The sequence below is a fragment of the Streptomyces sp. NPDC012769 genome, assembly GCF_042901205.1.
GTDB lineage: Bacteria > Actinomycetota > Actinomycetes > Streptomycetales > Streptomycetaceae > Streptomyces.
Genome location: NZ_JBIBCP010000003.1, coordinates 474684 through 501374 on the forward strand (window position 1 = coordinate 474684; position 26691 = coordinate 501374).

24 protein-coding genes are annotated in these 26691 nt (G+C 72.3%); 12 read left to right on the top strand and 12 right to left on the bottom strand.

The window, feature by feature from the left end; translation table 11 throughout:
• The first annotated feature begins 41 nt into the window (after window positions 1–41).
• Complete coding sequence (locus ACFY7C_RS17390) at window positions 42–2045, top strand: alkyl/aryl-sulfatase (RefSeq protein ID WP_389650626.1); 2004 nt, start codon at window positions 42–44, stop codon at window positions 2043–2045.
• Between the two features lie 40 nt (window positions 2046–2085).
• Here the strand turns inward: ACFY7C_RS17390 and ACFY7C_RS17395 are convergent, their stop codons facing one another.
• The 6 genes from ACFY7C_RS17395 to ACFY7C_RS17420 form a co-directional block, all read right to left on the bottom strand.
• Window positions 2086–4965, bottom strand: a complete 2880-nt coding sequence (locus ACFY7C_RS17395) for a fumarate reductase/succinate dehydrogenase flavoprotein subunit (protein ID WP_389650629.1) — start codon at window positions 4963–4965, stop codon at window positions 2086–2088.
• Between the two features lie 42 nt (window positions 4966–5007).
• Entirely contained in the window at window positions 5008–5775 is a 768-nt protein-coding gene (locus tag ACFY7C_RS17400; protein WP_389650632.1) for an ABC transporter ATP-binding protein, read from the bottom strand.
• A complete protein-coding gene (locus ACFY7C_RS17405) occupies window positions 5772–6734 on the bottom strand; it encodes an ABC transporter permease (RefSeq protein WP_389650635.1) in 963 nt (320 codons plus the stop codon). Before ACFY7C_RS17405 ends, ACFY7C_RS17400 begins: the two co-directional genes overlap by 4 nt.
• Entirely contained in the window at window positions 6731–8074 is a 1344-nt protein-coding gene (locus tag ACFY7C_RS17410) for an ABC transporter substrate-binding protein (protein WP_389650638.1), read from the bottom strand. Before ACFY7C_RS17410 ends, ACFY7C_RS17405 begins: the two co-directional genes overlap by 4 nt.
• 14 nt (window positions 8075–8088) lie before the next feature.
• Window positions 8089–8316, bottom strand: a complete 228-nt coding sequence (locus ACFY7C_RS17415) for a ferredoxin family protein (RefSeq protein ID WP_226733182.1) — start codon at window positions 8314–8316, stop codon at window positions 8089–8091.
• A gap of 84 nt (window positions 8317–8400) precedes the next feature.
• The gene (locus ACFY7C_RS17420; protein ID WP_389650641.1) at window positions 8401–9168 is read right to left on the bottom strand and encodes a GntR family transcriptional regulator; all 768 of its coding nucleotides are present in this window, start codon (window positions 9166–9168) and stop codon (window positions 8401–8403) included.
• Between the two features lie 352 nt (window positions 9169–9520).
• Here ACFY7C_RS17420 and ACFY7C_RS17425 point away from each other — a divergent pair, with 352 nt between their 5' ends.
• Window positions 9521–11020, top strand: a complete 1500-nt coding sequence (locus ACFY7C_RS17425) for a DHA2 family efflux MFS transporter permease subunit (RefSeq protein WP_389650644.1) — start codon at window positions 9521–9523, stop codon at window positions 11018–11020.
• A gap of 151 nt (window positions 11021–11171) precedes the next feature.
• Window positions 11172–11615 (top strand): hypothetical protein, encoded by a 444-nt coding sequence (locus tag ACFY7C_RS17430; protein ID WP_389650647.1) that lies wholly within the window; start codon window positions 11172–11174, stop codon window positions 11613–11615.
• Window positions 11616–11627: 12 nt separating this feature from the next.
• On the opposite strand, the gene ACFY7C_RS17435 is transcribed toward ACFY7C_RS17430, so the two are convergent.
• The gene (locus ACFY7C_RS17435) at window positions 11628–11975 is read right to left on the bottom strand and encodes a YkvA family protein (RefSeq protein WP_389650651.1); all 348 of its coding nucleotides are present in this window, start codon (window positions 11973–11975) and stop codon (window positions 11628–11630) included.
• A gap of 223 nt (window positions 11976–12198) precedes the next feature.
• On the opposite strand from ACFY7C_RS17435, the gene ACFY7C_RS17440 reads away from it, so the two are divergent.
• Together ACFY7C_RS17440 and ACFY7C_RS17445 are read left to right on the top strand one after the other, a co-directional pair.
• A complete protein-coding gene (locus ACFY7C_RS17440; protein ID WP_389650654.1) occupies window positions 12199–12846 on the top strand; it encodes a hypothetical protein in 648 nt (215 codons plus the stop codon).
• 227 nt (window positions 12847–13073) lie between these two features.
• Window positions 13074–13394 (top strand): hypothetical protein, encoded by a 321-nt coding sequence (locus ACFY7C_RS17445; protein ID WP_389650657.1) that lies wholly within the window; start codon window positions 13074–13076, stop codon window positions 13392–13394.
• Window positions 13395–13541: 147 nt separating this feature from the next.
• Here the strand turns inward: ACFY7C_RS17445 and ACFY7C_RS17450 are convergent, their stop codons facing one another.
• The gene (locus ACFY7C_RS17450) at window positions 13542–13715 is read right to left on the bottom strand and encodes a CsbD family protein (RefSeq protein ID WP_389650660.1); all 174 of its coding nucleotides are present in this window, start codon (window positions 13713–13715) and stop codon (window positions 13542–13544) included.
• Between the two features lie 254 nt (window positions 13716–13969).
• Here ACFY7C_RS17450 and ACFY7C_RS17455 point away from each other — a divergent pair, with 254 nt between their 5' ends.
• Window positions 13970–14413: an ATP-binding protein gene (locus tag ACFY7C_RS17455; protein WP_389650663.1), complete on the top strand. Its 444-nt coding sequence runs from the start codon at window positions 13970–13972 to the stop codon at window positions 14411–14413.
• Between the two features lie 149 nt (window positions 14414–14562).
• Window positions 14563–15375 carry an RNA polymerase sigma factor SigF gene (locus ACFY7C_RS17460; protein ID WP_389652710.1) on the top strand — a complete coding sequence of 271 codons (813 nt, stop codon included), beginning with the start codon at window positions 14563–14565 and terminating at the stop codon, window positions 15373–15375.
• Window positions 15376–15556: 181 nt separating this feature from the next.
• On the opposite strand, the gene ACFY7C_RS17465 is transcribed toward ACFY7C_RS17460, so the two are convergent.
• Window positions 15557–15814 (bottom strand): WhiB family transcriptional regulator, encoded by a 258-nt coding sequence (locus tag ACFY7C_RS17465; RefSeq protein WP_389652713.1) that lies wholly within the window; start codon window positions 15812–15814, stop codon window positions 15557–15559.
• Window positions 15815–16091: 277 nt separating this feature from the next.
• Here ACFY7C_RS17465 and ACFY7C_RS17470 point away from each other — a divergent pair, with 277 nt between their 5' ends.
• Entirely contained in the window at window positions 16092–16460 is a 369-nt protein-coding gene (locus ACFY7C_RS17470) for a PRC-barrel domain containing protein (RefSeq protein ID WP_389650666.1), read from the top strand.
• A gap of 86 nt (window positions 16461–16546) precedes the next feature.
• On the opposite strand, the gene ACFY7C_RS17475 is transcribed toward ACFY7C_RS17470, so the two are convergent.
• A complete protein-coding gene (locus ACFY7C_RS17475; RefSeq protein ID WP_389650669.1) occupies window positions 16547–17476 on the bottom strand; it encodes an anti-sigma factor RsbA family regulatory protein in 930 nt (309 codons plus the stop codon).
• The gene (locus ACFY7C_RS17480; RefSeq protein WP_389652715.1) at window positions 17473–17766 is read right to left on the bottom strand and encodes an STAS domain-containing protein; all 294 of its coding nucleotides are present in this window, start codon (window positions 17764–17766) and stop codon (window positions 17473–17475) included. The genes ACFY7C_RS17475 and ACFY7C_RS17480 overlap by 4 nt, the downstream gene beginning before the upstream one ends.
• A gap of 530 nt (window positions 17767–18296) precedes the next feature.
• Between ACFY7C_RS17480 and ACFY7C_RS17485 the strand changes: the two genes are divergently transcribed.
• From ACFY7C_RS17485 to ACFY7C_RS17500, 4 genes are all read left to right on the top strand, one after another.
• The gene (locus ACFY7C_RS17485; RefSeq protein WP_389650672.1) at window positions 18297–22553 is read left to right on the top strand and encodes a HAMP domain-containing protein; all 4257 of its coding nucleotides are present in this window, start codon (window positions 18297–18299) and stop codon (window positions 22551–22553) included.
• A gap of 114 nt (window positions 22554–22667) precedes the next feature.
• A complete protein-coding gene (locus tag ACFY7C_RS17490; protein WP_389652718.1) occupies window positions 22668–25106 on the top strand; it encodes a SpoIIE family protein phosphatase in 2439 nt (812 codons plus the stop codon).
• Between the two features lie 38 nt (window positions 25107–25144).
• Window positions 25145–25594 (top strand): STAS domain-containing protein, encoded by a 450-nt coding sequence (locus ACFY7C_RS17495; RefSeq protein ID WP_389650675.1) that lies wholly within the window; start codon window positions 25145–25147, stop codon window positions 25592–25594.
• A 62-nt stretch (window positions 25595–25656) separates the two neighbouring features.
• Window positions 25657–26199, top strand: a complete 543-nt coding sequence (locus ACFY7C_RS17500) for an ATP-binding protein (RefSeq protein ID WP_389650678.1) — start codon at window positions 25657–25659, stop codon at window positions 26197–26199.
• A 28-nt stretch (window positions 26200–26227) separates the two neighbouring features.
• On the opposite strand, the gene ACFY7C_RS17505 is transcribed toward ACFY7C_RS17500, so the two are convergent.
• Window positions 26228–26476, bottom strand: coding sequence for a DUF6479 family protein (locus tag ACFY7C_RS17505; protein WP_389650680.1), 249 nt, complete (start codon window positions 26474–26476; stop codon window positions 26228–26230).
• Between the last annotated feature and the right edge of the window lie 215 nt (window positions 26477–26691).

Sequence of the window (26691 nt, forward strand, 5' to 3'; positions counted from 1 at the left end):
CTGTCCACCGCCCCCGACCGACGAGAAGGGTGTGTACTGGCATGACTCCCATGGACCGGCGCGGGTTCGTCGCCACGGCGGTGGGCGCCGCGGCGGCAGCCGTATCGCTGAACCCGCAGACCGCCGAGGCGATCCCGCTCCCCGGACGTCACCGCCCCGTGACTCCGACGCCCACCCGGACCGACGGGCTGCCCTATGACGACCGGGCCGACTTCGCCGACGCCGACCGGGGGTTCATCGCCGCGTTCACCGGCGGGCCGATCACCACCGCTGCCGGCAAGACCGTCTGGGACCCCGGCGCGTACCGCTTCCTCGCCGATGCCGATGGTGATGGCGATGCAGGTGCCGACGCCCGTGCCCGTGCCCGTACCGGTGCCGCGAGCCCGCCCGACAGCGTCGACCCGAGCCTGTGGCGGCAGGCCCGGCTCCTCTCCCGCCAGGGTCTCTACGAGGTCACCGAGCGGATCTACCAGGTACGCGGCCTGGACCTGTCCAACATGACCATCGTCGAGGGCGACACCGGCATCATCGTCATCGACCCGCTGATTTCCGCCGAGACCGCGGCCGCCGCGCTCCGGCTCTACCGGGACCACCGCGGAGACCGCCCGGTCCGGGCGATGATCTACACCCACCCCCACGTCGACCATTTCGGCGGCTGCCGCGGCGTCCTGCCCGACGGCGCCGGTGACCTTCCGATCCTCGCCCCGCAGGGCTTCATGGAGCACGCGGTCAGCGAGAACGTCTACGCCGGTCCGGCCATGGCCCGCCGCGCCGCCTACATGTACGGTGCCCAGCTGCCCACGGGTGCCACCGCCCAGGTGGGCTGCGGACTCGGGCTGAACGTCTCCCTCGGCACCGTCGGGCTCATCGCCCCCACCCGGTACATCGGCGCCACCGGGCAGGAGGTCACCCTGGACGGGGTGCGCATCCGCTTCCAGATGACTCCCGGGACCGAGTGCCAGGAGGAGATGAACTTCCTCTTCCCCGATCTCCGCGCGGTCTGCATGGCGGAGAACGCCACGCACACCATGCACAACATCCTCACCCTGCGCGGCGCCCAGGTCCGCGACGCCCACGCCTGGGCCGGATACCTGACCGAGTCCATCGACCTCTACACCGGCACGGCCGACGTGGCCTTCGCCTCCCACCACTGGCCCACCTGGGGCAACGAGAACATCGTCACGCTGCTCACGGCCCAGCGAGACCTCTACGGCTACATGCACGACCAGACCGTCCGCCTGATCAACCAGGGCCTCACCGGCAACGAGATCGCGGAGAACTTCCGCCTCCCGCCCCAGCTCGACCAGGTGTGGGCCAACCGCGGCTACTACGGCTCGATCAGCCACAACGTCAAGGGGATCTACCAGCGGTACATGGGCTGGTTCGACGGCAACCCCGCGCACCTGTGGGAGCACACGCCGAGGGAGGAGGCCCGCCGCTGGGTCGAGTCCCTCGGAGGCCAGGCCGCCGTACGCGCCCGCGCCCGGCACTACGCCGACCACGGCGACCCGCGCTTCGCCGTCACCCTGCTCAACCACGCCGTCTTCAACGACCCGAAGGACGCCAAGGCCAAGCGCCAGCTCGCCGCGCTCTACACCGAACTCGGCCAGGCCGTCGAGAACGCCGTCTGGCGCAACTTCTACCTCACCGGCGCCCAGGAGCTCATCCACGGCGTCACACCCAGCACCAGCGCCACCCTCGGCCCCGACATGTACCTGGCCCTCACCGTCGGGCAGCTCATCGACGGCCTCGCCGTCCGCGTCGACGGACCCAAGGCGTGGTCACTGCGCCTCGCCATCGACTGGCACATCGGCGACGACTACTGGCACCTCCGCCTCGCCAACGGCCTGCTCACCTGGACCACCGACAGCAGGCCCGCGCCGGACGCGGGCCTGACCATGACGATGACGAAGCCTCAACTCCTCGCGCTGCTCGCCGGCAAGGGAACCGGCGGCATCGCCATGAGCGGTGACCCGACCCTGCTGCACCGCCTCCTGTCGGTCCTGGCAGCCCCCGACCCGGACTTCCCGATCGTCACGCCCTGAAGCCGCGGCCGCACGGATGCCCCTCCCCACGCCCCCGGTCTCACGAGCCGGCACGGGCCGCGTACGCGCGGACGTCGGCGTCCGGGTCGGCGGTGGCCGTGGCGAGGGCGGCGCGGGCGTCACGGTCGGCGCGGTGGTGGAGGAGAGAGAGGACGGCGGCCTTGCGGACGTCCGCGTCGGGGTCGGCCAGCGTCCCGGCGAGGGCCGGGACGGCCTGGGCGGGCGGGGCGGCCCGGAGGGCGGTCGCGGCGCCCGCCCGGACCTGCCAGGCCCGGTCGTCGAGGCCGGACACGGCCAGGGCGGCGTAGTGGGGAGGGCAGCCCGTGACGGCCAGAGCGGACAACGCGGCGCCACGGACGAGCACGTCGGGGTCGTCGAGGAGCGGGCCGAGCGGAGCCGGGGCCGGGGCATGCACAGCCGCGAGACCGCGGGCCACCGCGACCCGGACCTCACGGGCCGGGTCGGCGGCGGCCACCGCCAGTTCCGCGACCGCGTCCACCGAGACCAGGGCCCGGACGACGGCGATGCGCACCTCGACGTCGGGGTCGTCGAGTGCGGCGGCGAACACCCCCGCGTCACCCAGCCGCAAGGCGCGCAGCACGTCGAGCGCGGCCGCCCGGACCGCCGGGTCGGCGACACCCAGCGCCTCGCGCAGCCCGGCGGCCAACGCGGCCTCGGCGGGCAGCACTTCGACCAGCTCGCGCAGCGCGGCCGCGGCGGCGGCCCGTACCTGCGGTGCGGTGTCCCGCAAACGCTCGGCCAACGCGGGCCCGGCGCCGGCCGGCACCGTCTCACCGAGCGCCACCACGGCGGCCGCCCGCACCGCCGGATCGGCGTCGGCCAGGAAGGGGCGGAGCGCCTCCAGATCGGGCGCCTCCTCGGCGAGCGCGAGAAGGCGCAGGACGGCGGTGCCGGGCGAGGGACCGGGGGCCTGGGGCACGGCCGGGGCCGTCGCGGACGCCCCGGGCGCCTCGGCCGCGACCGGCAGCGCCGCAGGCAACCCGGGAGCCTTGCCGGCCCTGTCCGCGTCCAGGCCCGCCCCCGCCCCCGACGCCTCAAGCGCCTCGCCCTCGACCGGCATCGAAGTCGCCGTGGGCGCGCCCGGGCGGGCGGCCGGAGCGGCGGCGCGTGGGCCGGCCGTCGCCACGGGCACCAGGGTGACCTCGCCCAGCCGCCGTTCCGGCCCGGGCGTCGGCGTGAACTCCGGGACCGGTACCACATACCGCTCGACCGGCCGCGCGGTGAACTCCATCGCCCCCGAGGCGGACTTCCTCAGGTCGAGGTGGTGCAGCCAGCCCGCGTCGTCCCGCTCCGGGTGGTCGAGCCGCTCGTGGTAGAGGCCCCATCGGGACTCGGTCCGCGCCAGTGAGGCCCGGGCCGCCATCTCCGCGCAGTCGCGGATGAAGCCGACCTCCGCGCACCGCATCAGTTCGTGCGGGGTGCGCGCCCCCATGCCGGCGATCTCCTCCGACATCCGGGTGAAGGCCTCGACCGCGAGCGACAGCTTCGCCCCCGTCTTCGGCGGCGCCACATAGTCGTTGACGAACCGCCGCAGCTTGTACTCGACCTGGGGCTGTGGTGGCCCGTCCGGGTGGCGCAGCGGCCGGTAGACGAGCTCGTGGGCGGTGGCCAGCTGGTCCTGGGGCAGCTCTCCCTCGTACGCCCGGTACCGCGCGGCGTCCTCGCCGGCCAGGTCGCCGAAGACGAACGCGCCGATCATGTAGTTGTGCGGTACGCAGGCCAGGTCGCCGGCCGCGTACAGCCGGGGCACGGTGGTGCGGGCGTGCGCGTCCACCCGTACCCCGGAGGCCGAGTGACCGCCGCACAGTCCGATCTCCGAGATGTGCATCTCGATGTCGTGGGTGCGGTAGTCGTGGCCGCGGCCCTCGTGGAACGTGCCGCGGGTGGGCCGCTCGGTCGTGTGCAGGATCGATTCGACGGCGGTGATGGTCTCCTCGGGCAGGTGGCTCAGTTTGAGGTACACCGGGCCGCGGTCCGAGGCGAGTTCGGCGGCGAACTCGGACATCATCCGGCCCGACCAGTAGTCCGACTCCACGAACCGTTCGCCGTGCCGGTTCACCTGGTAGCCGCCGAACGGGTTCGCGACGTACGCGCAGGCCGGCCCGTTGTAGTCCTTGATCAGCGGGTTGATCTGGAAGCACTCGATCCCGGTGAGCGCGGCCCCCGCGTGGTAGGCCATGGCGTATCCGTCGCCCGCGTTCGTCGGATTCTCGTACGTCCCGTAGAGATAGCCCGACGCGGGCAGCCCGAGCCGGCCGCAGGCCCCCGTCGCCAGGATCACCGCGCCCGCCCGGACGACGACGAACGCGCCGGTACGGGTGTGGAAGCCGGCCGCGCCGATGGCCCGGCCGTCGTCGGGGTGGGTGAGCACCCGGACCGGCATGACACGGTTCTCGATGCGGATCCGTTCGCGCATCTCGCGCCGCCGCAGCTGCCGGTACAGGACCTTCTTGACGTCCTTGCCCTCCGGCATCGGCAGGACGTACGAGCCGGACCGGTGCACCTGGCGGACCGCGTACTCGCCGTGCTCGTCCTTCTCGAACTTCACCCCGTACGACTCCAGGCGCTTGACCATGTCGAAGCCGCGGGTCGCGGTCTGCCGGACGGTGGACTGGTCGACGATGCCGTCGTTGGCGCGGGTGATCTCGGCGACGTAGTCGTCGGGCTCGGCCCGGCCCGGAATGATCGCGTTGTTGACCCCGTCCATGCCCATCGCGAGCGCCCCGGAGTGCCGGACGTGCGCCTTCTCCAGGAGCAGTACGGACGCGCCGCGTCCGGCGGCCGTCAGCGCGGCCATGGTGCCGGCGGTGCCGCCGCCGATGACGAGGACGTCGCAGGACAGTTCGGTCGCGTCGGCGAGGGCGGGGATGGCCGGAGGGCTGTCCACCAGGGTGTCCACGGGGTGCCTTTCAGGTGCTTCGGGATGGTTTCGTGCGGAGGGTCAGAGGGACTCGAGGATGCGGCGGCGCAGCTCGGCCGTGGCGGGGGCGTGCTGGGCCTCGCGCTCACGCGGGTGGCGCACATCCAGCACCTGTCCGGCGCCCAGCAGGAGGACCCGGTCGCCGAGGTGCAGGGCCTCGTCCACGTCGTGGGTCACGAAGACGACGGTGGCGCCGGTGCCCCGCAGGATCTCCACCAGCAGGTCCTGCATCCCGGCGCGGGTGTGCGCGTCGAGCGCGCCGAAGGGCTCGTCCATCAGGACGGCTCGGGGCCGGCCGGCCAGGGCGCGGGCCAGTTGCACGCGCTGCCGCTGTCCGCCGGACAGCTGGTGCGGCAGCTTGTGGGCGTGCCCGCCCAGGCCGACCCGGTCCAGCCAGTCGTCCGCGACACGCCGTCGCTCGACCCGGGGGACCTTGCGGATCGCCAGCGGCAGTTCGACGTTGGCACGGACGGTCCGCCAGGGCAGCAGGGCGTCGTGCTGGAAGACCAGCGCCCGGTCGGCGGCGGGCCGTCCGATCGGCTCGCCGTCCTGGGTGACCTGTCCGTCCAGTGGGGGCAGCAGCCCGGCGAGGGTACGCAGCAGGGTGGACTTGCCGCAGCCGGAAGGCCCGACGACGGCCAGCAGTTCGCCCGGTGCGATCCGCAGCGTGACGGTGCCGGGCACGGCGGCGCCGTCCGGGTGGCCGAGCCGCACGCCGTCCAGGGCGAGTGCGGCACCGGCGGGCGGAGAGGGCGTGGCGGGCGGCTCGGGCGTGGGTGCGATGCTCACCGGACCGGCTCCTTCCGGGCGACGGTGGTGCGGACCGGGGAGGCGGGTCCGCGGGCGCCGGCGGCGGTTGGGGCCGAGGCGGCGGTACGGGCTGATGCGGCGCTACGGACCGTGGTGGCGGCCCGGCGGAACGACGGGCGCGGGGATCCGGCGGCGCCCCGTGCGGCCGGGCGGGGCAGCCAGGAGGTGGCGTGGCGGCCTATGACCTCCACCGTGGTCGAGGTGAGCCAGCCGAGGACGCCGATGGTGGCCATCCCGACGAACACGCCGGGGTAGTCGACGATCGTGTACTCCTGCCAGGTGCGGTAGCCCACCCCGTACTCACCGGAGATCATCTCGGCGGAGATCACACAGATCCACGAGACGCCGATGCCTACCGACAGGCCCCCGAAGACGCCCGGGAGAGCGCCCGGCAGCACCACCGAGAAAAGCACCCGCAGCCGGCCACCGCCCATGGTGAGCACGGCTTCCTCCCAGACGGGGGTGAGAGCCCGCACGGCGTGCCGGGTCGACACCAGCACCGGGAAGAAGGCGGCGGTGAAGGTGATGAACACGATGCCCTGCTCGTTGGTGGGCAGCAGCAGGATGGCGACCGGGACCAGGGCGATGGCCGGCACCGGCCGCACCACCTCCACGAGCGGCCCCAGCAGGTCGGCGGCCCACCGGGACCGGGCGACGGCCGTGCCGACCGCCACCCCCAGCACCGCGGCCAGCAGGAAGCCCAGCACGATGCGGCGCAGACTGTGGCCCAGGTCCTGCCAGTACGGGCCGGTGCCGACCCGGTCGGCGAAGGCGGCGGCCACCTCGCCGACCGTGGGGAACTGCTCGAACCGCAGCCAGAGACTGACGTCCAGTGAAGTCAGCAGCTGCCACAGCCCGAGCGCCGCGGCCAGCGAGGAGACACGGAGCAGTCGGCGGCCGAGGCTCGTGCGGGCCGTCCCCGTGCGGCCCGCGCTCATGACGCCAGCCTCAGGGCGTCCGCGTATCGGATGATCCGGGCCCCGGGGCGCCCGGCGGCGTACCTCTCGGCGCCGGCCCGGGTGACGAACGCGCGAAGTTCGGTGCCGTCCGCGACCCAGACCGCCCGGTCGGCGAACCAGAGGGTCCCGGTCACCGCGTCCGGCACGTACGCGGCCCGGACGTCCGCGCCCTTGACGGCCTTCAGCAACGCCTCGGGGCTTTCGAAGGTGCGCGTGGTGCTCGCGCCCTTCGGCCACAGTTCGGACCTGGCGGCGGTGGCCACCGGGTACGAGGGGGACGTGACGGCCCTGTTCAGCGGTGCCGGGTCGACGAAGGCGTCCACGTCGACGTCACGCACCAGCCCGGCGGATTTCAGCACCGGCACGTCCTTCTTCAGCGCGGCGATCAGCTCGGGGCGGAGCTCCGGGTCGAAGGTGGCGATGCCGTGGGCGCCGTTGTAGAGGTAGACCACCTCGGCCGGCAGCCCGGTCACCTTCGCCACCGACTCGGCCGCCGCCACGGGATGGGCGCGCAGATGATCGGTGGCCCGCCGCTGAGCTCGGAGGAAGTCGTCGAGGATCCCACCCCGCTCCTCGGCGAACTTCTCCCGGACGGTGACACCGTGGAAGGTGGGCAGGTTCAGCTCCGCCCCGTCGTACAGGGCCGTGGCCTTGCCCTCGAACGCCAGCTTCCCTGGCCAGGCGACGAACTGGGAGAGCACGTCGACGCTGCCGGCCGCCAGGGCCGACGCGCCCACGCTGGGCTGCTGGTTGAGCTTGCGGACGTCCTTGTCCGGGTCGATGCCGGCCTGGCGGAGGGCCCTGACCAGAGTGCCGTCGGCGGCCGAACCGACGCTCGTGGACACCTTCTTGCCGCGCAGGTCGGTCAGTGACCGCAGGGGCGAGCCGGGGCGGGTGACGATGGTGTTCAGGCCGCCGCGGAGGTTGTAGCCGGTGACCGCGACCAGTCGCGTCGGCTGCTTCAACTCCCTGCCCCGCGCGGCGTTGATCAGCAGCGGGAAGTCGCCCATCGAACCGATGTCGATCTTCCCGGCCGTCATCTGGGCCGTGATGGGGGCGCCGGTGGCGTAGTCCTGCCACTCGACCCGGTAGGTGACGCCGTCCTTCTTCCCGCGGGCCGCCAGCTCCTCCTCGAAGTAGCCGAGGGAGCGAAGCAGCGTGCCCGCGGTGACGGTGTTGATGGTCTTGGACTGGTAGCCGACGGTCACGGTGACGGTCGACGAGTCGGCGCCTGCCGCGCCGCCGCCGCAGGCGGTGGCCAGGGGGAGCAGCAGCGCGGCCGGGAGCAGGGGAAGGAGCCGGATTCTCGTGCGGGGCATGGCGGTTCGGCCTTTCACCGGAGCAGGTAGGGCATGTTGACGGTCACCGCGCCGGTGGGGCAGCGCGCCGCGCACGGGCCGCAGTACCAGCACTCGTCCACGTGCATGTACGCCTTGCCGTTGTCCTCGCGGATGGCGAGCGAGTCGAGCGGACACATGTCGACGCAGAGCGTGCAGCCGTCGATGCATCGGGACTCGTCGATGGTCACGGGAACGTCCGCGCGCTGAGGAACAAGAGGCATGGCGGTCTCCAAGGCCCGAAAGGGCGGGGAACGAGAAGGGAACGGGGGGAATGCGGTGCCTGTCGGCGCTGCCGGGGGAGAAGGTCAGAGGGAGCGGCGCAGCACGCCGCTCATGGTGATGCGGTCGCCGCGGAACCGGATGAACTCGAGGTCCACCGGCCGGCCGTCGGGCAGATGGGTCAGCCGTTCCAGCATCAGCACGGCGGCCCCGCGCGGAGCCTGGAGCACCGCCGCGGAGTGCGCGTCGGCGTTGACCGCCTCCAGGGTGATCTCGGCATGGCCCAGCGGACCACCGGTCAACGCCTCCAGGAGCCGGAAGACATCCGTGTTCTCCAGGTCGCAGTCGAGCAGCGCGCCGCCCACGTCCATGGGCAGATAGGACAGGTCCAGGGACAGCGGCAGTCCGTTCAGGCGGCGCAGCCGCTCGATACAGAGCACGTCGCTGTGCTCCGGCAGACCCAGCCGGTGAGCCACCGGGCCGGGGGCGGTGACCGGCCCGACGGTGCGGACCTCGTTGGTGACCCGGCCGTGCTCGCGCAGGGTCTCGGCCAGGCCCTGGAGGCGGTCCAGTCCGTGCGGGTACTTCTCGCACACCACCACGGTGCCGATGCCCGGTTGGCGGTCGACGATGCGCTCGCCGCGCAGCAGGTCCAGGGCCTGCCGCACGGTGTTGCGGCTGGTGCGGTAGTCGGCGGCGAGCACGTCCTCCAGGGGCAGGATCCCGGCGGGGAAGCCGCCTGCCAGGATCTCGCGGCGCAGCACGTCGGCGAGCTGCCGGGCCCGGTCCGCACGCAGCTGCCGGCGGCGGGCGGCGGCGACCGGGCCGGCTGACGGGGTGGGTTCGGGTGGCATGGCAGGGAACGTACCGGGGGAGCGCCGCCGGTGGTGTTGCCGCAGTATTGCGCCACCTGACGAGCCGTACGCACCGCCCTGACCTGGGACTTCACCGGCCTCCCCGGTAAGACCCGCCACCTGGGCGTCCACTACGTGGACCGAAGGCGGCTCGCCATGCGGTCGTCCCCGGGCCGCGTCGGCCGACCTGTCTCCAGGATCCGGGCCGGCGGTCGGGACCGGGTCGGCAAAATCGTTTGAGCCTCGGCGGCCTTACCGGCAGGATCAGGTGACACCGATGAGTTCTTCCCGCCGCCGTGGTCTGTGAATGTGTCGCGCCCCCGCGGAGGACACTCACACGACGGAAGGCACCATGCTCGCACCGAACGCAACACCAACGCCCTCGCCCGCCCGCGTCACCGCCGTGCTGCGGATTCTCGTGCTGTCCACGTTCGTGGTGCTGCTCAACGAGACGATCATGGTCAACGCGATCCCGCGGCTCATGCGGGAGTTCGAGGTCACGGCGGCGGCCGCCGGGTGGCTGTCCACGGCCTTCATGCTGACCATGGCCGTCGTCATCCCGGTGACGGGGTGGTTCCTCCAGCGCGTGACGACCCGGACCGCCTTCGGCCTGGCCATGGCACTGTTCCTCACCGGCACGGCGCTGGCAGCGGCCGCGCCCGCCTTCCCCGTGCTGCTGGCCGCCCGCGTCATCCAGGCCAGCGGCACCGCCGTCATGATGCCGCTGCTCATGACGACGCTGATGACCCTCGTGCCTCCGCACGACCGCGGCCGGGTCATGGGCAACATCACCCTCGTCATCTCCGTCGCCCCCGCCCTGGGCCCGGCGGTCTCCGGTGTGCTGCTGCAGCTCGGGTCATGGCGACTGCTGTTCCTGGCCGTGCTGCCCATCGCCGGGGCCATGGCCATATTCGGCCTGCGCCAGCTGGTCAACGTCGGCGAGCCGCAGGCGGGCCGGATCGACTGGCTGTCCGTCCTCCTGTCGGCGGCGGGCTTCGGCGCCCTGGTCTACGGCCTGAGCGGGCTCGGCGCCGCGGACGCGGACCAGGCCACCGTGCCGCCGTCGGCCACGACCGCGGTCGGTGCCGTGCTGGTGGGCCTGTTCGTATGGCGACAGCTGTCACTGCAGCGCACGTCCACACCGCTGCTGGACCTGCGCAGCCTGACGTATCGTCACTTCTCCGTGGCGCTCGGCCTGATGTGCCTGTCGTTCATGGCGCTGATGGGCGCGTTCATCCTGCTGCCGATCTACCTTCAGGACGTCTGCGGCCTGAGCTCGCTGCAGACCGGCCTGCTGCTCATCCCGGGCGGCCTGACGATGGGCCTGCTCGGACCGCAGGTCGGCAAGCTCTACGACCGGCTCGGCGCACCGCGCCTGGTCGTGCCCGGAGCCGTACTCACCGCGCTGTGCCTCGGGCTGTTCGCCTTCGCGGGCGAAGAGACCTCGCCGTGGCTGATTCTCGCCCTGCACGTGGCCCTGAGCGCCGGTATGGCGTTCGTCTTCACCCCGGTCTTCACCTCCGGCCTCTCCGTGCTGCCGCCTCACCTCTACGCACACGGCTCCGCCATCCTGGGCTCGCTCCAGCAGGTCTCGGCCGCCGCGGGCACCGCCCTGGTCATCAGCGTCATGTCGGGACGGACCGCCGCGGCCGCAGCCGACGGCGCCGCCCCCACCGGCGCACTCGCCTCCGGCATCCAGTGGGGATTCGGCGTCGGCGCCGTGCTCGGCGCCCTGGCCATCCTGATCGCCCTCCTCGTCCGCACCCCGCCCACTCCGCCGCAGCCCGCCGCGCCGGAGCCCCAGGACGAAGACGGCACGACGACGAACAAGACCGCCCCCACCACCATCTGACGCCCGGCCGGGCGGGTACACGACACCCCCGCCCGGCCCCGTGTTGGCCGAAAGCCGCATTACCGCTGTGCGGTGGCATCGCTACGTTCTTCGGGATGGGCGGCGCGCTTCACGCGCGGCGCCCCGCCGGCACGACGACAGGGGGAGACTCGTGCGACGCATCTCGACGTACCTCATCGCGCTCATGGCGCTGGTCGGTTTCGCGGTCCTCGGCACCTCGTCACCGGCCGCCGCCGCGGCGGCGGGCAACCCGTGCGGCGGCTCGCCCTACGCCTGCGCGGACGGCAAGTTCTACGCGTGGAACGGCGACAACGGTTCCCGCTGCGAGTGGGTCGGCAACGCGCCGACGCTCGGATCCTGTACCAACAAGAACTACCTGGTCGGCAACTACGGTTACCCGTGCTCCGGATGCGACTGGATCCGCCTCTACTGGGGCTCGTCCTACACCGGAGCCTACTTCTGCATCCCGCCCGGCTACGGCTACGGGCAGGCGACCTCCCCGAACCTGACGTTCAACAAGGGCAGCGGCCTCGCCGGATACGGGGAGAGCATCTGGTACAACGCGGCCTCGGCGAGGTGGAGCGGCCCCTGCTGACCCGGCGGGCCGTTACGCGCCGCCAGGTTCCTTCGTACTCCCCGCGACTCCCTCGAAGCCGCGGCGCGAACCGCGCTGCCCCGTCGCGTCGACGCCGCTCCTGGCGGCAGCCGCGTGCAACGCCCGCAGGGCGAGGAGGAGTACGCCGATGTCGTCCAGGTAGACCGGGTCCGGGATCAGGTCGATCGGGGAGACGGTGTAGACGACCGCTGACCAGAACAGGGCCTTGGACTGCAGTGGGACGCCGGCGTCCTGAAGGAGGCGGCGGGTTCGGAGCACGCGGATGAGGAGAACGGCCGCGCAGGCCGCCACCGCGAGGGCCAGGACGGCGGCCACGACGAGCCAGGCGGTGCTGTCCATGAGGTCTCCTCCACCGTAACGCCCGGCCGCGGGGAGCGGCCGCATCGTCCGTAAGGCTACGACGCCTCGGGGGCATGGTGCCCCCGAGGCGTCTCTGCGCGAGTGGCACCGGCGCCACTGACGGACGTCGGGTTTGAGGGTCCGAGAACCGGCAAGCCGAAGTGACAGGCGCCGAACAAGCAGTGACGAACAGCCAGCCGGAGTCATCTCCAGGAAGGCAGCCATGTCGACCCTGACCGCAGTTCTCATCATCGGGGCGACGGTCGCCGTGCTACTGGCGGCCGGTGTCCTGATCCGGGCCCGGACGGGCGCGGACAGCGGCGCACGCTCCCTCAAGCGCCGCTTCGGTCCCGAGTACGACCGCACGCTCGAACGGTACGGCGGAGACCACGAGACCGCCCGGCACGACCTGCGCGAGCGCGTCGAGCGGTACGGCGGGATCCGACCCGTGCCGCTCGAACCGGCGATCCGTGAGCACTACGTGGCCCGCTGGACCACGCTCCAGGAGCGCTTCGTCGACGCGCCGCGGCAGGCGGTCGCCGACGCCGACGAGCTCCTCGCGCGGATCGCCGCGACCCGGGGCTTCCCCGATCCCGACCGGCGCGAGGAACAGCTCGCCGCCCTGTCGGTGCACCATCCGCGCCATGTGGAGGGGCTGCGCACGCTACGACGTGCGGTGCACTCCACATCGGCCTCCACGGAGGAGTTGCGGGAGGCGCTGGTCCACGCACGTGCCCTGTTCGAGGATCTGACGGCGGCCGCGGCCGGGACTTCGGCCCGGACTCCGGCCGCCACGGAGGCCGCCCGCCCCCGCCCGGCGTCCGGCCGGCACCGCGGACACCTCCTCAAGCCGAAGGGAAGTGATGCCTGATGCCGCACGAGCACCGGTACCAGCGGACAGCGGGCGAGGCCGAGCGAGCCACGCGGCACGAACCCGCGCCCCCGGGGGCCCCGGGCGCCGCGCCCGCGCCCGTGCCCGCCCCGCCCCCCGCACAGCCGGTCGTCGCGCCCCTGTCGCGGGCGCCGCAGTCCACCGTCCCGTCCGAGGACCCCAGTGCCACGGGCCGGAGCGGCGGGAGCCGTACGCACACTCCCGCCGTGACCCCCGCCGCACCGCGCGGACGGGACACGACCGACCACCGGCTGCTCGACGACGGCGAACGCGACCGCCTCGAACAGCGCCTGCACCACGCCCTGGCGGTGTTCGTCGACTCGCCCCAGGCCTCGGTCACCGAGGCGGCAGAGGTCCTCGACGCGGCGGAGCACCAGCTCGTCGCCGCCCTCAAGGACCGCCGCGCCGCGCTCCGAGCGGGCTGGCAGGGGACCGGCGAACAGAACGGTGTGAGTCCCGACACCGAGCAGCTCCGGCTCACCCTGCGGACCTACCGTGAGGTGACGGAACGGCTGCTCCGGGCGTGACCGGGCGCCCCGGCGCGGAGGACGGCGGAAGCCCCCCTGGATCCCAGGGGGGCTTCCGCGGTGCCGGCCTTCTCAGCCTGACGAGTCGCTCGACGAGTCGGCTCGACGAGTCGGTCGGAACAGGCCGACTCGTCGAGCGGTCGTGCGTCAGTGCTTGAAGGCGTCCTTCGTCTTCTCCTTGGCCTGGCGCGCGTCGCCCTTCGCCTGCTCGGCCCGGCCCTCCTCCTCGAGGCGCTCGTCGCCGGTCAGCCGCCCGGCCGCCTCCTTGATCTTGCCCTTGGTCTGCTCGCCCTTGGCCTTCATCTTCTGCTCACCGGACACAGCCGATCACTCCTTGTCCGTTCGGCACATCTGACGCATATGCGCCTGACCGGAAACCGCGGGGGTAAACCCGGTGGGGAAGCGGGCACCGATTTCCCCTCCGACAGAAAAAATTCGTGCCGTCGAAGGGATGTCTGACGGCCTCCGGGGCAGGCCACCCCGGGAGGTCGTCCGTACGCTGCGGTCGTACGGCGGTCGTACGAAGGTCGTACGGCGGTGGGTGAGGACGGCGGCCCCGGGAGGAAGGAGCGGCGATGGTTGAGGTGATCACCAGGAGAGGCGCGGTGCGTCGGCCGTCGCTGTCGGCGAGCGTGACCTACGGGGACGCCGACACGGGAGACGGGACGATCGCGGCGGCCCGCGATTTCGTGGCCGAGTTCCTCACCGCCGCACCGGGCGCCGGAGGCGACCCGGTGCCCCGGGAGCGCGTCGATCTGGCCCGCCTGGTCGTGAGCGAGCTGGTGACCAACGCGGTGCGGCACGCCCCCGGCCCCTGTCGGGTGCTTCTCGAACGGTTCGAGGACGCGCTGGACATCTCGGTGGCCGACCGGCTCGAGGCCGCCCCCGTGCCGCGGCCCCACGACCCCCACCGCATCGGGCAGCACGGTCTGGAGATCGTGCTGGCGGTCTGCGAGAGCGTGAGCGTGGAGCCGTATCGGTCAGGGAAGCGCGTCCGCGCGCGGCTCTCGCTCACATGATGCGACTCGGTGAGATTTTTTTGACATGCGCCGCCGAAGTGGGGGTAGGTGGACCACTCACGGGGGCAACGGCTGCCATTGGACGAGGGAAGGTCATCAGAGTGCCGACTGAGGTGACGACGGAGACGAGGGCTGGTGTCGAGACCGGGATGGAGGACCTTCCCGTACTCGAATCTCCCCGCAAGGTCGCTCCGAAGGACGCGCGCGAGCTGTCGAAGGTGTTCTTCGACAAGCTGGCGGTGACGGAGGAGGGGACCCATGAGTACCAGTACGTGCGGAACACGCTGATCGAGATGAACATGTCCCTCGTCCGCTACGCCGCCGGCAGGTTCCGGGGGACCCGTGGCGACGAGATGGAGGACATCGTCCAGGTCGGCACCATCGGTCTGATCAAGGCCATCGACCGGTTCGACCTGTCCCGGGAGGTGGAGTTCACCAGCTTCGCCGTCCCCTACATCGTCGGCGAGATCAAGCGCTTCTTCCGTGACACCTCCTGGGCGGTCCACGTACCGCGCCGGCTGCAGGAAGCCCGGGTCGAGCTGGCCAAGGCGACCGAGGAGCTGAGCTCCCGACTCGGGCGCGCGCCGACGGTGGCGGAGCTGGCGGCCCTGATGAACCTCTCCGAGGACGAGGTGATCGAGGCGCGGATCGCCGCCAACGGCTACAACTCGGCGTCGCTCGACGCCGCCATCGGCCCCGACGGCGAGGACGACGCCACGGCCCTCGCCGAGTTCATCGGCGTGGAGGACCCCGCGCTCGAGCTCTTCGAGGACTTCCACACCCTCGCGCCGCTGCTCGTCCAACTCGACGACCGCAGCCGCCGGATCCTCCATCTGCGCTTCGTCGAGGAGCTGACGCAGGCGGAGATCGGCCAGGAACTCGGCATCTCCCAGATGCACGTCTCCCGGCTGCTCTCCCGCAATCTGGCACGGCTGCGCAAGGGCATGCTGGACCAGTCGTAACCCGTCGGAGGACCTACGGCCTACGGACCTACGGCCTACGGACCTACGGCCTACGGACCTACGGCCTACGGACCTACGGCCTACGGACCTACGGCCTACGGAACGGCCTCACCACCCCCTCCGGTGAGGCCGTTCCGTGCCACCGCGCGTCTCTCTGTCACCGCGCACCTCCTCGAGGGGTTCATTCCGCCTTGTTGGCCCGCCTGCGCACCCGCCGCTTCAGCGCCTGACGCTCGTCCTCGCGCAGGCCGCCCCACACGCCCGTCACCTGGCGGGAGTCGTCCATCGCCCAGCGCAGGCACGCCTCGCGCACGGGGCAGTGCCGGCAGATCTCCTTGGCCTCCTCGGCCTGGACCAGTGCCGGTGCGCCCGTGCCCACCGGGAAGAAGAGGTCGGGGTCGGCATCCTGGCAGGCCGCACGCGCGCGCCAGTCGTCCAGCATCGGTTCCTCCTGTGTCTACGGTCGTACGAACAGGTACGAGGCCTTGGGCGTCGTCACCGGTTCCGCCGTGAAGTCGCGCCGGTCCGACCGGCGCCGTACTTCCGCTCGTAACCCCGGACACGGATTTCACGCACGGTCTCTGTGAGGGGGACGTGAAACCACGCGCCGGGAATGCGTGCCGGGTGGCGGGGCAGACGGAAAAGGCACACGAAAGGGGAGGGTCGCAGCGATCCGCCGGCTCTCCCGTCCTTGCCAACCCGAGGAGTGGTGTCGCGTGACTGAGGACGTGTGGAGCTACAAGTCGACCGCCGGCCATCCGGCCGGTGCCGAGTTGACCGGCTACAAGGTCGAGGCGATCGACGGCGGCATCGGGAAGGTGGACAAGTACTCCGACGCGGTCGGTGACGCCTATCTGGTCGTGGACACCGGGGTGTGGATCTTCGGCAAGGAAGTCCTCATCCCGGCCGGTGCCGTGGTGCGGGTCGATCCGGACGACCGGACGATCCATGTCGACCGGACCAAGGAGCAGATCAAGAACGCCCCCGAGTTCCACCGCGAGACGCACCTCGACGACCCCGACTACCGCCGGCAGCTGGGAACGCACTACTACGGCCTCGGCGGGCCCTTCGGCCCGATGGTCTGAGCGGTCGTCCGCGGAAGGGCCCGGACTCGACGAGTCCGGGCCCTTCCGCGTGCCGTCGCACCGGCCGGGCACCCGCCCCGCACGCGCTACAGGCCGAGATAGAAGCGGACCGTCGTGCCGTCGGCGCCCGTGTGGACGCGCACCAGGTCGGCCACGTAGTGCACCAGCATGAGGCCCCGTCCGCCGATCTGCCCCGGCTGCGGGGGGCGGCGGCCCGCCAGGGGGTCGGACAGCCGGCCGGCGTCGCGGATCTCGCACACGAGAGACCCGTCCTCGCTCCAGACCGCCAGCGTCCCGCGCCCACCGCCGTGCACCACGCTGTTCGTCGTCAGCTCGGCGACCGCGAGCTCCACGTCGCCAAGACGCGGCCCCGCCAGGCCGAGTCGCGTCGCCTGGGCGACGGCGAACCGGCGGGCCGCCGGGAGCTCGCCCCCGCCGAAGCCGAAGACGGCGGAGTCGGCCACGGGCGACAGCGCCTCGTTGTACCTGGAGACGACCGCCTCCCAGTCGTACGCGTCGCTGTCCTCCTCACGGCCGTCGCTGATCAGGGTGGGGTGGGTCATGCGCGCGTCGGCGATCACCTGCGGATCCAGCCGCGCCTCGTCGTACGGGCACAGGATCGTCACCGCGCGGCCCTCGAAGGCCGCGTTGATCAAGGCCTCGTGCTGGGCGCACGCCGGGTACTCCACCGCGCTGCGCCCGGCCCAGATCGGCTCGCCGATGATCCGCACCCGCCCCTGCGGGTGGGCGTCGGCGAAGCCGCGCAGCACCCGGGGGATGATCCGCCCCGGGTTGCGACCCACATCGGTCATGTCCAGGAACAGCACGCCTTGGGCGTCCGCGCCCAGTCCGTCCCTGATCAGTTCCAGATGGGGGCCGGGCACCGCCACGGCCAGCGGCTCACCGCTCGCCAGACCCTTGCGCAGGAAGTCCACCGTCTGCCGCGTGTACTCCTGTTCGGTGCGGTAGAACAGGGCGGGGTGCAGGAACCTCTCTTCGGTGCTCACCGTGCTCATCGCTGCACCACCTCGATCTGCGGCAGGTCCGGCCAGAACATCTCCAGCACCCGCAGCAACTGGGGTGGAGGGTGCTCCACCACCATCCGCCCCTCGGGCAGGCCCATGGCCGTGACCGCCAGCGCCGTCACCCCTGCCACGTCGACGAAGGCGACGTCCGACAGCTCCACGTAGGAAACCCCCGTGTGCTGCCGGGCCAGGTCGGACAGAGCCTCCTCCCAGGACCGGCGGGTGACCTCGCTGATCTCACCGCCGGCACGTATCCCGGAACGACCGGGCAAGGGGCTCACCTCCAACGCGGCCCTCGCCGACGCCGTCACGCCGGGCCCGCCCACCGCATGCGGGACATCCACCCTCGGACTCCTCCACCATTCACCAGTCGGCTGACGGTCTTCTCGGCGCGCCGGGTGCAACAGCCAACGTCTCCGGCCGAACACCTTATCGCGGCGGGTCACCCGCACCGACCGGGTGGTGTGCGCCGGGCGCGTCGACGCCCCGCTTCCGGCCCGCTCGGCCGTGGCGGCGCCGCGGCCGTGACGGCCGTCACGGCCGCGGGCCCGAGACGAGAGGGGAATGCCCCGCGGTTTAGCGGGCAGGGACTCTTCGACCGGGCGGGAGTCTGTTCCGGGACGGCCCGGGCGGGTTTGACCGGTCGCGCAAGCGGTGGGGTAGCCTCCGGGGCGGTACGCGCCCCGGCATCTGGCGGAACGTCAGGTGGTGGTCGGGGGGAGGATCGGGCGGGTCGGAACACCGGCCCGGCGTTCTACGGAGGCGACGTTCGATGGCTGGCTCTACAGCGCCCGGAAGTGCACGGACGGGTATGGACGCGGAGTCTTCGGCTGCGCAGGTCGGAGAGTCCGAGCTGCGCCTGCTGCTCGCGGGGCTGACGGCGGTGCGTGACGGTGACTTCGGCACGCGGCTGCCCTCCGACGCGGACGGGCTGCTGGGCGAGATCGCCCTGGTCTTCAACGGCATGGTCGACCAGCTGTCGCGCTTCACCTCGGAGGTCACGCGGGTGGCCCGGGAGGTCGGTACCGAGGGAAGGCTCGGCGGCCAGGCGCAGGTTCCGGGCGTCTCCGGTACGTGGGAGGACCTGACGGACTCCGTCAACGCGATGGCCGGCAATCTGACCACCCAGGTGCGCGACATCGCGCAGGTCGCGACCGCCGTCGCGAAGGGCGATCTGTCGCAGAAGATCACCGTGGACGCCCGGGGCGAGATCCTGGAGCTGAAGAACACCGTCAATACGATGGTCGACCAGCTCGGTTCGTTCGCCGGCGAGGTCACGCGTGTCGCGCGAGAGGTCGGCACCGAGGGCATCCTCGGCGGCCAGGCCGATGTCAAGGGAGTCTCGGGCACCTGGCGTGACCTGACGGACTCGGTGAACTTCATGGCCGGGAACCTGACCAGCCAGGTCCGGGCGATCGCGCAGGTCGCGACCGCCGTGGCCGACGGTGATCTGTCGCAGAAGATCACCGTGGACGCCCGGGGCGAGATCCTGGAGCTGAAGAACACCATCAACACCATGGTCGACCAGCTCGGCTCGTTCGCCGGCGAGGTCACGCGCGTCGCGCGCGAGGTCGGCACCGACGGCATCCTCGGCGGCCAGGCCGACGTCAAGGGCGTCTCCGGTACCTGGCGTGACCTGACGGAGTCGGTCAACGTGATGGCGGACAACCTCACCGCCCAGGTCCGGGCGATCGCCGAGGTCACCACGGCGGTGGCACAGGGCGACCTGACCCAGAAGATCCGGGTGGACGCCAGGGGCGAGATCCTGGAGCTGAAGGAGACCATCAACACGATGGTCGACCAGCTGTCCGCCTTCGCCGACGAGGTCACGCGTGTAGCGCGCGAGGTCGGCACCGCCGGCAACCTCGGCGGCCAGGCCACCGTACGAGGGGTCTCCGGCACCTGGAAGGACCTGACCGACAACGTCAACGTGATGGCGTTCAACCTGACCGGCCAGGTCAGATCGATCGCCCAGGTCGCCGCCGCGGTCGCCCGGGGCGACCTCTCGCAGAAGATCACGGTCGAGGCGGAGGGCGAGGTCGCCGCGCTCGCCGGCGTGATCAACACCATGGTGGACACCCTGTCGGCGTTCGCGGACGAGGTGACGAGAGTGGCCCGCGAGGTCGGCACCGAGGGCATCCTCGGCGGGCAGGCCCGGGTGCCGAACGTCGCCGGGACGTGGAAGGACCTGACGGACAACGTCAACTTCATGGCGCACAACCTGACCAGTCAGGTGCGCAACATCGCCCAGGTGACCACGGCCGTGGCCCGCGGCGACCTGACCCGCAAGATCGACGTGGACGCGCGCGGCGAGATCCTGGAGCTGAAGACCACCATCAACACGATGGTGGACCAGCTGAGCTCCTTCGCCGCGGAGGTGACCCGCGTCGCCCGCGAGGTCGGCAGCGAGGGCCGGCTCGGCGGACAGGCGGAGGTCGCCGGTGTCTCCGGCACCTGGAAGCGCCTGACGGAGAACGTCAACGAGCTGGCGGGCAACCTCACCCGGCAGGTCCGGGCCATCGCCGAGGTCACCAGCGCCGTGGCGGCCGGCGACCTCACGCGGTCGATCACCGTGGACGCCTCGGGCGAGGTCGCCGACCTCAAGGACAACATCAACTTCATGGTGGAGTCCCTGCGGGAGACCACGCGGGCCAACGAGGAGCAGGACTGGCTCAAGACGAACCTGGCCCGCATCACGGCCCTGATGCAGGGCCGGCGCGACCTGACCGTGGTGGCCGAGTCCATCATGGACGAGCTGACGCCGCTGGTCTCCGCCCAGTGCGGCGCCTTCTACCTGGCCGAGGACACCGGGGACGGCACCGTCCTCAAGCTCGTCGCCTCCTACGCCTTCCCGGACGGCGCCCGGCCGACCCGCTTCAGGCTGGGCGAGTCCTTCGTCGGCCAGGCGGCGCGCGGCAGACGCCCCATCGCCGTCGACGACCTGCCGGCCGACTACCTGCCGGTCGCCGGCGGCCTCGGCCGGACCGAGGCGCTGTCGCTGATCGTCCTGCCCATCGTGGTCGAGGAACAGGTCCTGGGCGTCATCGAACTGGCGTCGGTGCACCGGTTCACGCAGATCCACCGGGACTTCCTGGACCAGCTGATGGAGGCGATCGGGGTGAACGTGAACACGATCGTCGCCAACGCCCGCACCGACGAGCTGCTCGGTGAGTCGCAGCGCCTGACCGCCGAGCTCCAGGCCCGCTCGCAGGAGCTCCAGGCCCGTCAGGAGGAGCTGCAGGCCTCCAACGACGAGCTGGAGGAGAAGGCGGCCCTGCTGGCCGCCCAGAACCGCGACATCGAGACCAAGAACCTGGAGATCGAGCAGGCCCGCCAGGAACTGGAGGAGCGCGCCCACCAGTTGTCGCTCGCCTCGAAGTACAAGTCGGAGTTCCTGGCCAACATGAGCCACGAGCTGCGGACCCCGCTCAACAGTCTGCTCATCCTCGCGCAGCTGCTCGCCCAGAACCCGTCCCGCAACCTGACCGCGAAGCAGGTCGAGTACGCCGGCATCATCCACTCGGCGGGCTCCGACCTGCTCCAGCTGATCAACGACATCCTCGACCTGTCCAAGGTCGAGGCCGGGAAGATGGACGTCAACCCCGACGTCGTGCCCGTGGCCGGCCTCCTCGACTACGTCGAGGCCACCTTCCGCCCGCTGACCGGCCAGAAGAACCTCTCCTTCACCGTCCGCACCTCGCCGGATGTGCCGGACGAGCTGCTCACCGACGACTACCGGCTGCGGCAGATCCTGCGGAACCTGCTCTCCAACGCGGTCAAGTTCACCGAGCAGGGCGGCGTCGAGCTGCACATCGAGCCCGCCGACGAGACCCGGATCCCCGACATCGTCCGACGCGACGGCCTGGTCCTCGCGTTCCGGGTGAGCGACACCGGGATCGGCATCGCGCCCCAGCACCTGGAGACCGTCTTCGGCGCCTTCCAGCAGGCCGACGGCACCACCAACCGCAAGTACGGCGGCACCGGGCTCGGCCTGTCCATCAGCCGCGAGATCGCCTACCTCCTGGGGGGCGCGATCACCGCCGAGAGCACCCTCGGGAAGGGCAGCAGCTTCACCCTCTACCTGCCGGCCGCCCGTACGGACTTCGCCGAGACCACGCCCGTACGACCCCTGGAATCGCGCGAGCAGGTCGCCCTCACCGGGACCGACCGGCACGACGAGGACCCGGCCGGCACCACCATGCCGGCACAGCAGCGCCGCCTCCTGGTGGTCGAGGCACGGCCCAACGGCCTGCTGTCGCTGGTGGCGGAGAGCGCCCTCGGCGACCTTCCCCGCCAGGCCGAGGCGCCCGGCCGGCGCGGTGTCGAGGTCATCACCGCGGTCGGCGCGCAGGAAGCGGCGGCCACCCTGGCCACCCAGCCGTGCCACTGCGTCGTCCTCGAACTGGACCTCGCCGACGGCGCCGCCCTCACCCTCCTGGAGGGGATGGAACGCGACCCGGCCCTGCAGTCGGTGCCCGTCCTGGTCCACAGCGGCCGTGGCGTCGCGTCCGAGGACGAGCGCCTGTTGAAGCGGCAGGACGGCGCGCGGCTGCTGGAGCTGATCACCAGCCTCGACGAGCTGCGCGAGCGCATCGCCCTGCACATGAGCGCCGACCGGCCCGGTGACGTCGTACCGCTGGTGCGCGGCACGGACTCCGCGGGCGCCGTGTGGCAGTCGGACGTGGACGCGTCGCTGGTGGGCCGGACCGCCCTCGTGGTCGACGACGACGACCGCAACCTGTTCGCGATCACCGGCATCCTCGAACTGCACGGCATGCGCGTCATGCAGGCGGAGAACGGACGGGCGGCGCTCGACACCCTCGGGGCGCACCCCGACATCGACGTGATCCTGATGGACGTGATGATGCCGGAGATGGACGGCTACACGGCCACCGCCGCGATCCGGGCGATGCCGGAACACGCCCGGCTGCCCATCATCGCGGTCACGGCCAAGGCGATGGTCGGGGACCGGGAGAAGAGCCTGGCCTCGGGGGCCACCGACTACATCACCAAGCCGGTCGATTCCGGGGAGCTGATCAGCCGCATCAAGCACCATCTGGCGCTGTAGCAGGCGCGTCGGCCGACAGCACCCCACGGAACCGAGGAGCGTCCTCTCGTGCAGCAGCATTCCGAACCGCCCGGTACGCGCGACCGCGTGGCGTCCGTCCCCGCCTCCGGCGGGATGACGGTCGGGCCCCAGCGCGAGGCGGGCGTGCGGCTGACGTCCGGCCCCGGACATGACGCCGAGCCCGCGGCCGGGCGCGGTGGGGACGTCTCCATCGTCGGCCGGCTGGCGACCACCGTCGAGCGGCTGCGGCAGGAGCTCCAGCGTGCCCATGCGGACGCCGCCGGACGTGCCCTGGTGGAGATGGCCGTGGGCATGCTGATCGAGCGGCTGCGCTGCGGTCCCGCCGAAGCCGCCGTGCAGCTGTCCGACCTGGCCGCCCAGGCCGACGTCTCCGTCCTGGAACTCGCCGCCGATCTCGTCAACCAGGCCGCCGCCGACCGCATCTCGGCGATCGCCCGGGACTTCGTCCAGTCCTCGGCGGAGCCCGCGAAGGACTCCGTCGCCCTGCGGCTGCGCTGCGCCGAGGCGCACGCCCTGGCCGGAGGGGACACCGCCGCGGCGGCCCGCTCCATGCTCGACCAGGCGCTCCGGCCGCTCGGGGCCGTCGCCGTCGCCGTCTGGGCGGCCCACCCCGACCAGTCCCTGTCCCTGGCGGGCAGCGCCGGATTCAGTCCCCAGGAGGCCACCCGCTGGCGGCACGTGCCGCCCGGTGTTCCCACGCCCGCCCGCAGAGCGCTCGACGAGCGGGCCGCGGTCGGCTACGCCACCCTGGCCGACGCCGCCCTGCCGTCGATCGGGCAGCACGACGTCGGGGGCGGGCGCATCGCCGTCCCGGCCGGGATCGGCGGGCGGCTCACCGGCGTCCTGGAGATCTGCTGGCCGGACGCGCTGCCGACGCTGTCCCAGTCGCTGGAGCGGCAGTTCGAGGCGCTCGCGGAACTCGCCGCGGCGACCCTGGAAACCTGGGGCGACCGCGGCGGCGCCGAACCGGCCGGCCCCGACGCGCAGCTGGAGGACCTCCGGGAGCTCGTCGACGGCCTCTCCGACCCCTGCCTCGTCCTCCAGGTCGCGCCGGACAGCGCCGAGCTACCGCTCGACTTCGTCATCCGTTACGTCAACCCGGCGTTCGTCGACTTCGCCGGCCGCCCCGTCGGCGCCATCCTGGGGGCCCGCCTCCTCGAGGCGTACCCGCTCGCGGCGGAGACCGGCGGCCTCATGGAGAAGGTCGAGCACGTCTTCGTCACCGGCGAGCCGTTCCGCGCCGCGGACATGAAACTGACGGCCATGGTCGAAGGGGTTCCGCTCAGCGCCCGGGCCAAGGTCAGCATCAGCCGGCACGGCGACAGCCTGGCGCTGGTCTGGCGCCTGGACGACGGAACGCCCCGGGTGGCGCGACTGCTCCAGCACGCGCAGCGGCTCGGCCGGATCGGAGGCTTCGAGGAGAACCTGCAGACCGGTCAGATCGCCTGGAACGAGACCGTCTACGAGCTCCACGGCCTGTCGACCACCGCTCAGCCGATTCCGCTGGACCAGCTCGCCGACCACGCCCACCCCGACGACCAGCACAGCATCGGCCGGTTCCTGCGCACCCTGCTGCACCACGAGCGGCCGGCGTCCACCGCGTTCCGGCTCCAGCGCCCCGACGGTGTCGCCCGCCACATCCGTATCGTCGCCGAACCCGTGCACGACCCCGACGCGGGCCTGCGGCTCGTCCGCGGCGCCTACCAGGACATCTCCGCCCAGCACTGGACGGAGGTCGCGCTCGCCGCGACACGGGACCAGCTCGCCCAGACCGCGCAGCAGGCCGCCGAGGGCAACCGCCTCGTCCTGCAGCTGCAGCACGCCATCATGCCGCCGACCCGCGGCACCGTGGACCTCCACGACCTCCAGGTGGCCGTCCGCTACCGCCCGGCCGAGAAGGAGCACCTGGTCGGCGGCGACTGGTACGACACCCTGGCCCTGCCCTCGGGTGAGGTCCTGCTCTGCGTGGGGGACGTCGCCGGCCACGGCATCGACGCGGCCACCGGCATGGTCGCGCTGCGCAACGCCCTGCGCGGCCTGGCCGCCACCGGAGCGGGCCCCGCGCAGCTGCTGACCTGGCTCAACAGCATCACGCACCGCCTGACCGAGAACCTCACGGCCACCGCGGCCTGCGGCCTGTACGACCCCGCGACCCGCCGCCTGCGCTGGGCGCGTGCCGGGCACCTGCCCCCCGTGCTCCTGCGCGAGGGCCGCGCCACGCCCCTTCCCCAGCTCGGCGGTATCCTCCTCGGCGTGCTGGAGCAGGCCGAGTACGACGAGGACGAGGTCCACCTCCAGCCCGGCGACGTCCTCGTGATGTACACCGACGGCCTCATCGAACGCCGCGACCAGGGCCTGCAGACGTCCCTGGCGAACCTGGTCGCTCTGACCGAGCGGGCCGACGCCGAGTCCGGGGAGCGCCCCAACGCCCTTGAGGCGCGCCTGGACCACCTCCTGCGCTACAGCGGCTCGGACACGGACGACGACACGTGCCTCGTCGGCGTCTCGGTTCAGGGCGCGGAGCGCGGGTAGAACCTTTTCCGTTCGTACGCAAGGAGCACACCATCACGATGCGAGCCGACAACGGGCAGGAGACCGCGGCGCAGCGCGAACCTCAGGCGGAGGCGCCGCCGGCGGAGGCGCCACGCGCCGCGGCGCCGCGCGCCGAGGTCGCGGTGACCCTGCGCACGCACCACACCGAGACGGGCGTGGCCGTGTGCACGATCGTCGGTGACCTCGACTTCGACACGCTGGCATCCGTCGAGGAGGAGCTGACCGGACTCGTCGAGGAGCGGACCCCGCCTCGTCCGTCCGCCCTGGTGGTCGACCTCGCGCAGGTCGGGTTCTGCGACTCCTCCGGCCTGAACCTGCTGCTGCGCACCCGCGCGGCGGCCGTCGCCGCGGGGATGGACCTCCGGCTGGCCGCGGTCGCTCCCGCCGTGCGGCGGGTTCTCGAACTGACCGGTGCCGACACGGTGTTCTCTCTCTACGATTCGGTCACGGACGCAATCGCGGCGTGACGGGCTCCCGCACGGCCCGGCACCCGTACCAGGCATCACCGACGCCGAAGGGAACCCGACACATGACGATCAGCGGGGGCGCCCGGGACGGCGCGGAGGCGCAGACCGACACGCCGGCGTGCGAGGCGGTGCCGGGGACGGCGCGTCGCCCGCGGTCGCCGCGCCCGGACCGTCCGACGAACCCCGTCGCCGCCTGGCGGCAGCTGCGACTGGCGGGGCTGCCCTCGCCCGCCGGGCGCGCCCGGGCGTTCACCGAGCAGGCCCTCGCCGACTGGTCCTGGTCCGCGGCCACCGCCGGCGTGGACGCCGACGTGGCCGGTGACATCGTGCTGGTCGTGGCCGAGCTCGTCGCCAATTCCGTGGCGCACGGCGGCGGAGCGCTGGAGCTCGTCCTGGACGCCTCCGCGCACCGCCTGCGCGTCGAGGTCAGCGACCGCGACACGCTGCTGCCCGCCCCACGCCGCTCGCACGATCCGACGCTGCCCGGCGGCCACGGCCTGTTCATCGTCGAGCGGGTCACCGACCGGTGGGGCGTCGAGCGGCACGGATGGGGCAAGACGGTGTGGGCCGAGGTGGACGTCAAGCGCCTGGCACCCGGCGACTGAGCCTCTCGGCGACGACGGCCCCGCCGGCTCAGCGGCGGGAGTCACCGAGGTCCTGGTCCTCGTCGGGTGTCGTCCAGGAGTCGTCGCGGCCCCGCCGGCCGTGCGCCTGCGTGGGGTCCCCGACGGGGCGGCGCCGGCGCGCGACGCGACGGCTGCCCCACAGGAACGCGCCGATGAGAACGGCGACGACCACCACGCCGATGACGATCGCGAAGACCACGGCGTTGGATCCGGCCGATGCGAGCACGGGGACGGACGCGGTTGCGGATGCGGTCATGATCACCTTTCAGCGTGTCGGGCGGGCCGTGGCAGGTTCGGCCACGGGCGCGAGGGGCGTAAGCGGCGAATGTCCCGTCCTGGCCCTCGCAAACGCCCCCGCGGGGGTGAAGACCGCCGACGATTTCCGGACGACGCCCCTACCCCCGAAGTGCCGGGTTCGCAACTCCGGAGTGGAGGTCCATCCGCAGGTCAGCCTGCGTTCGATTCATTTCG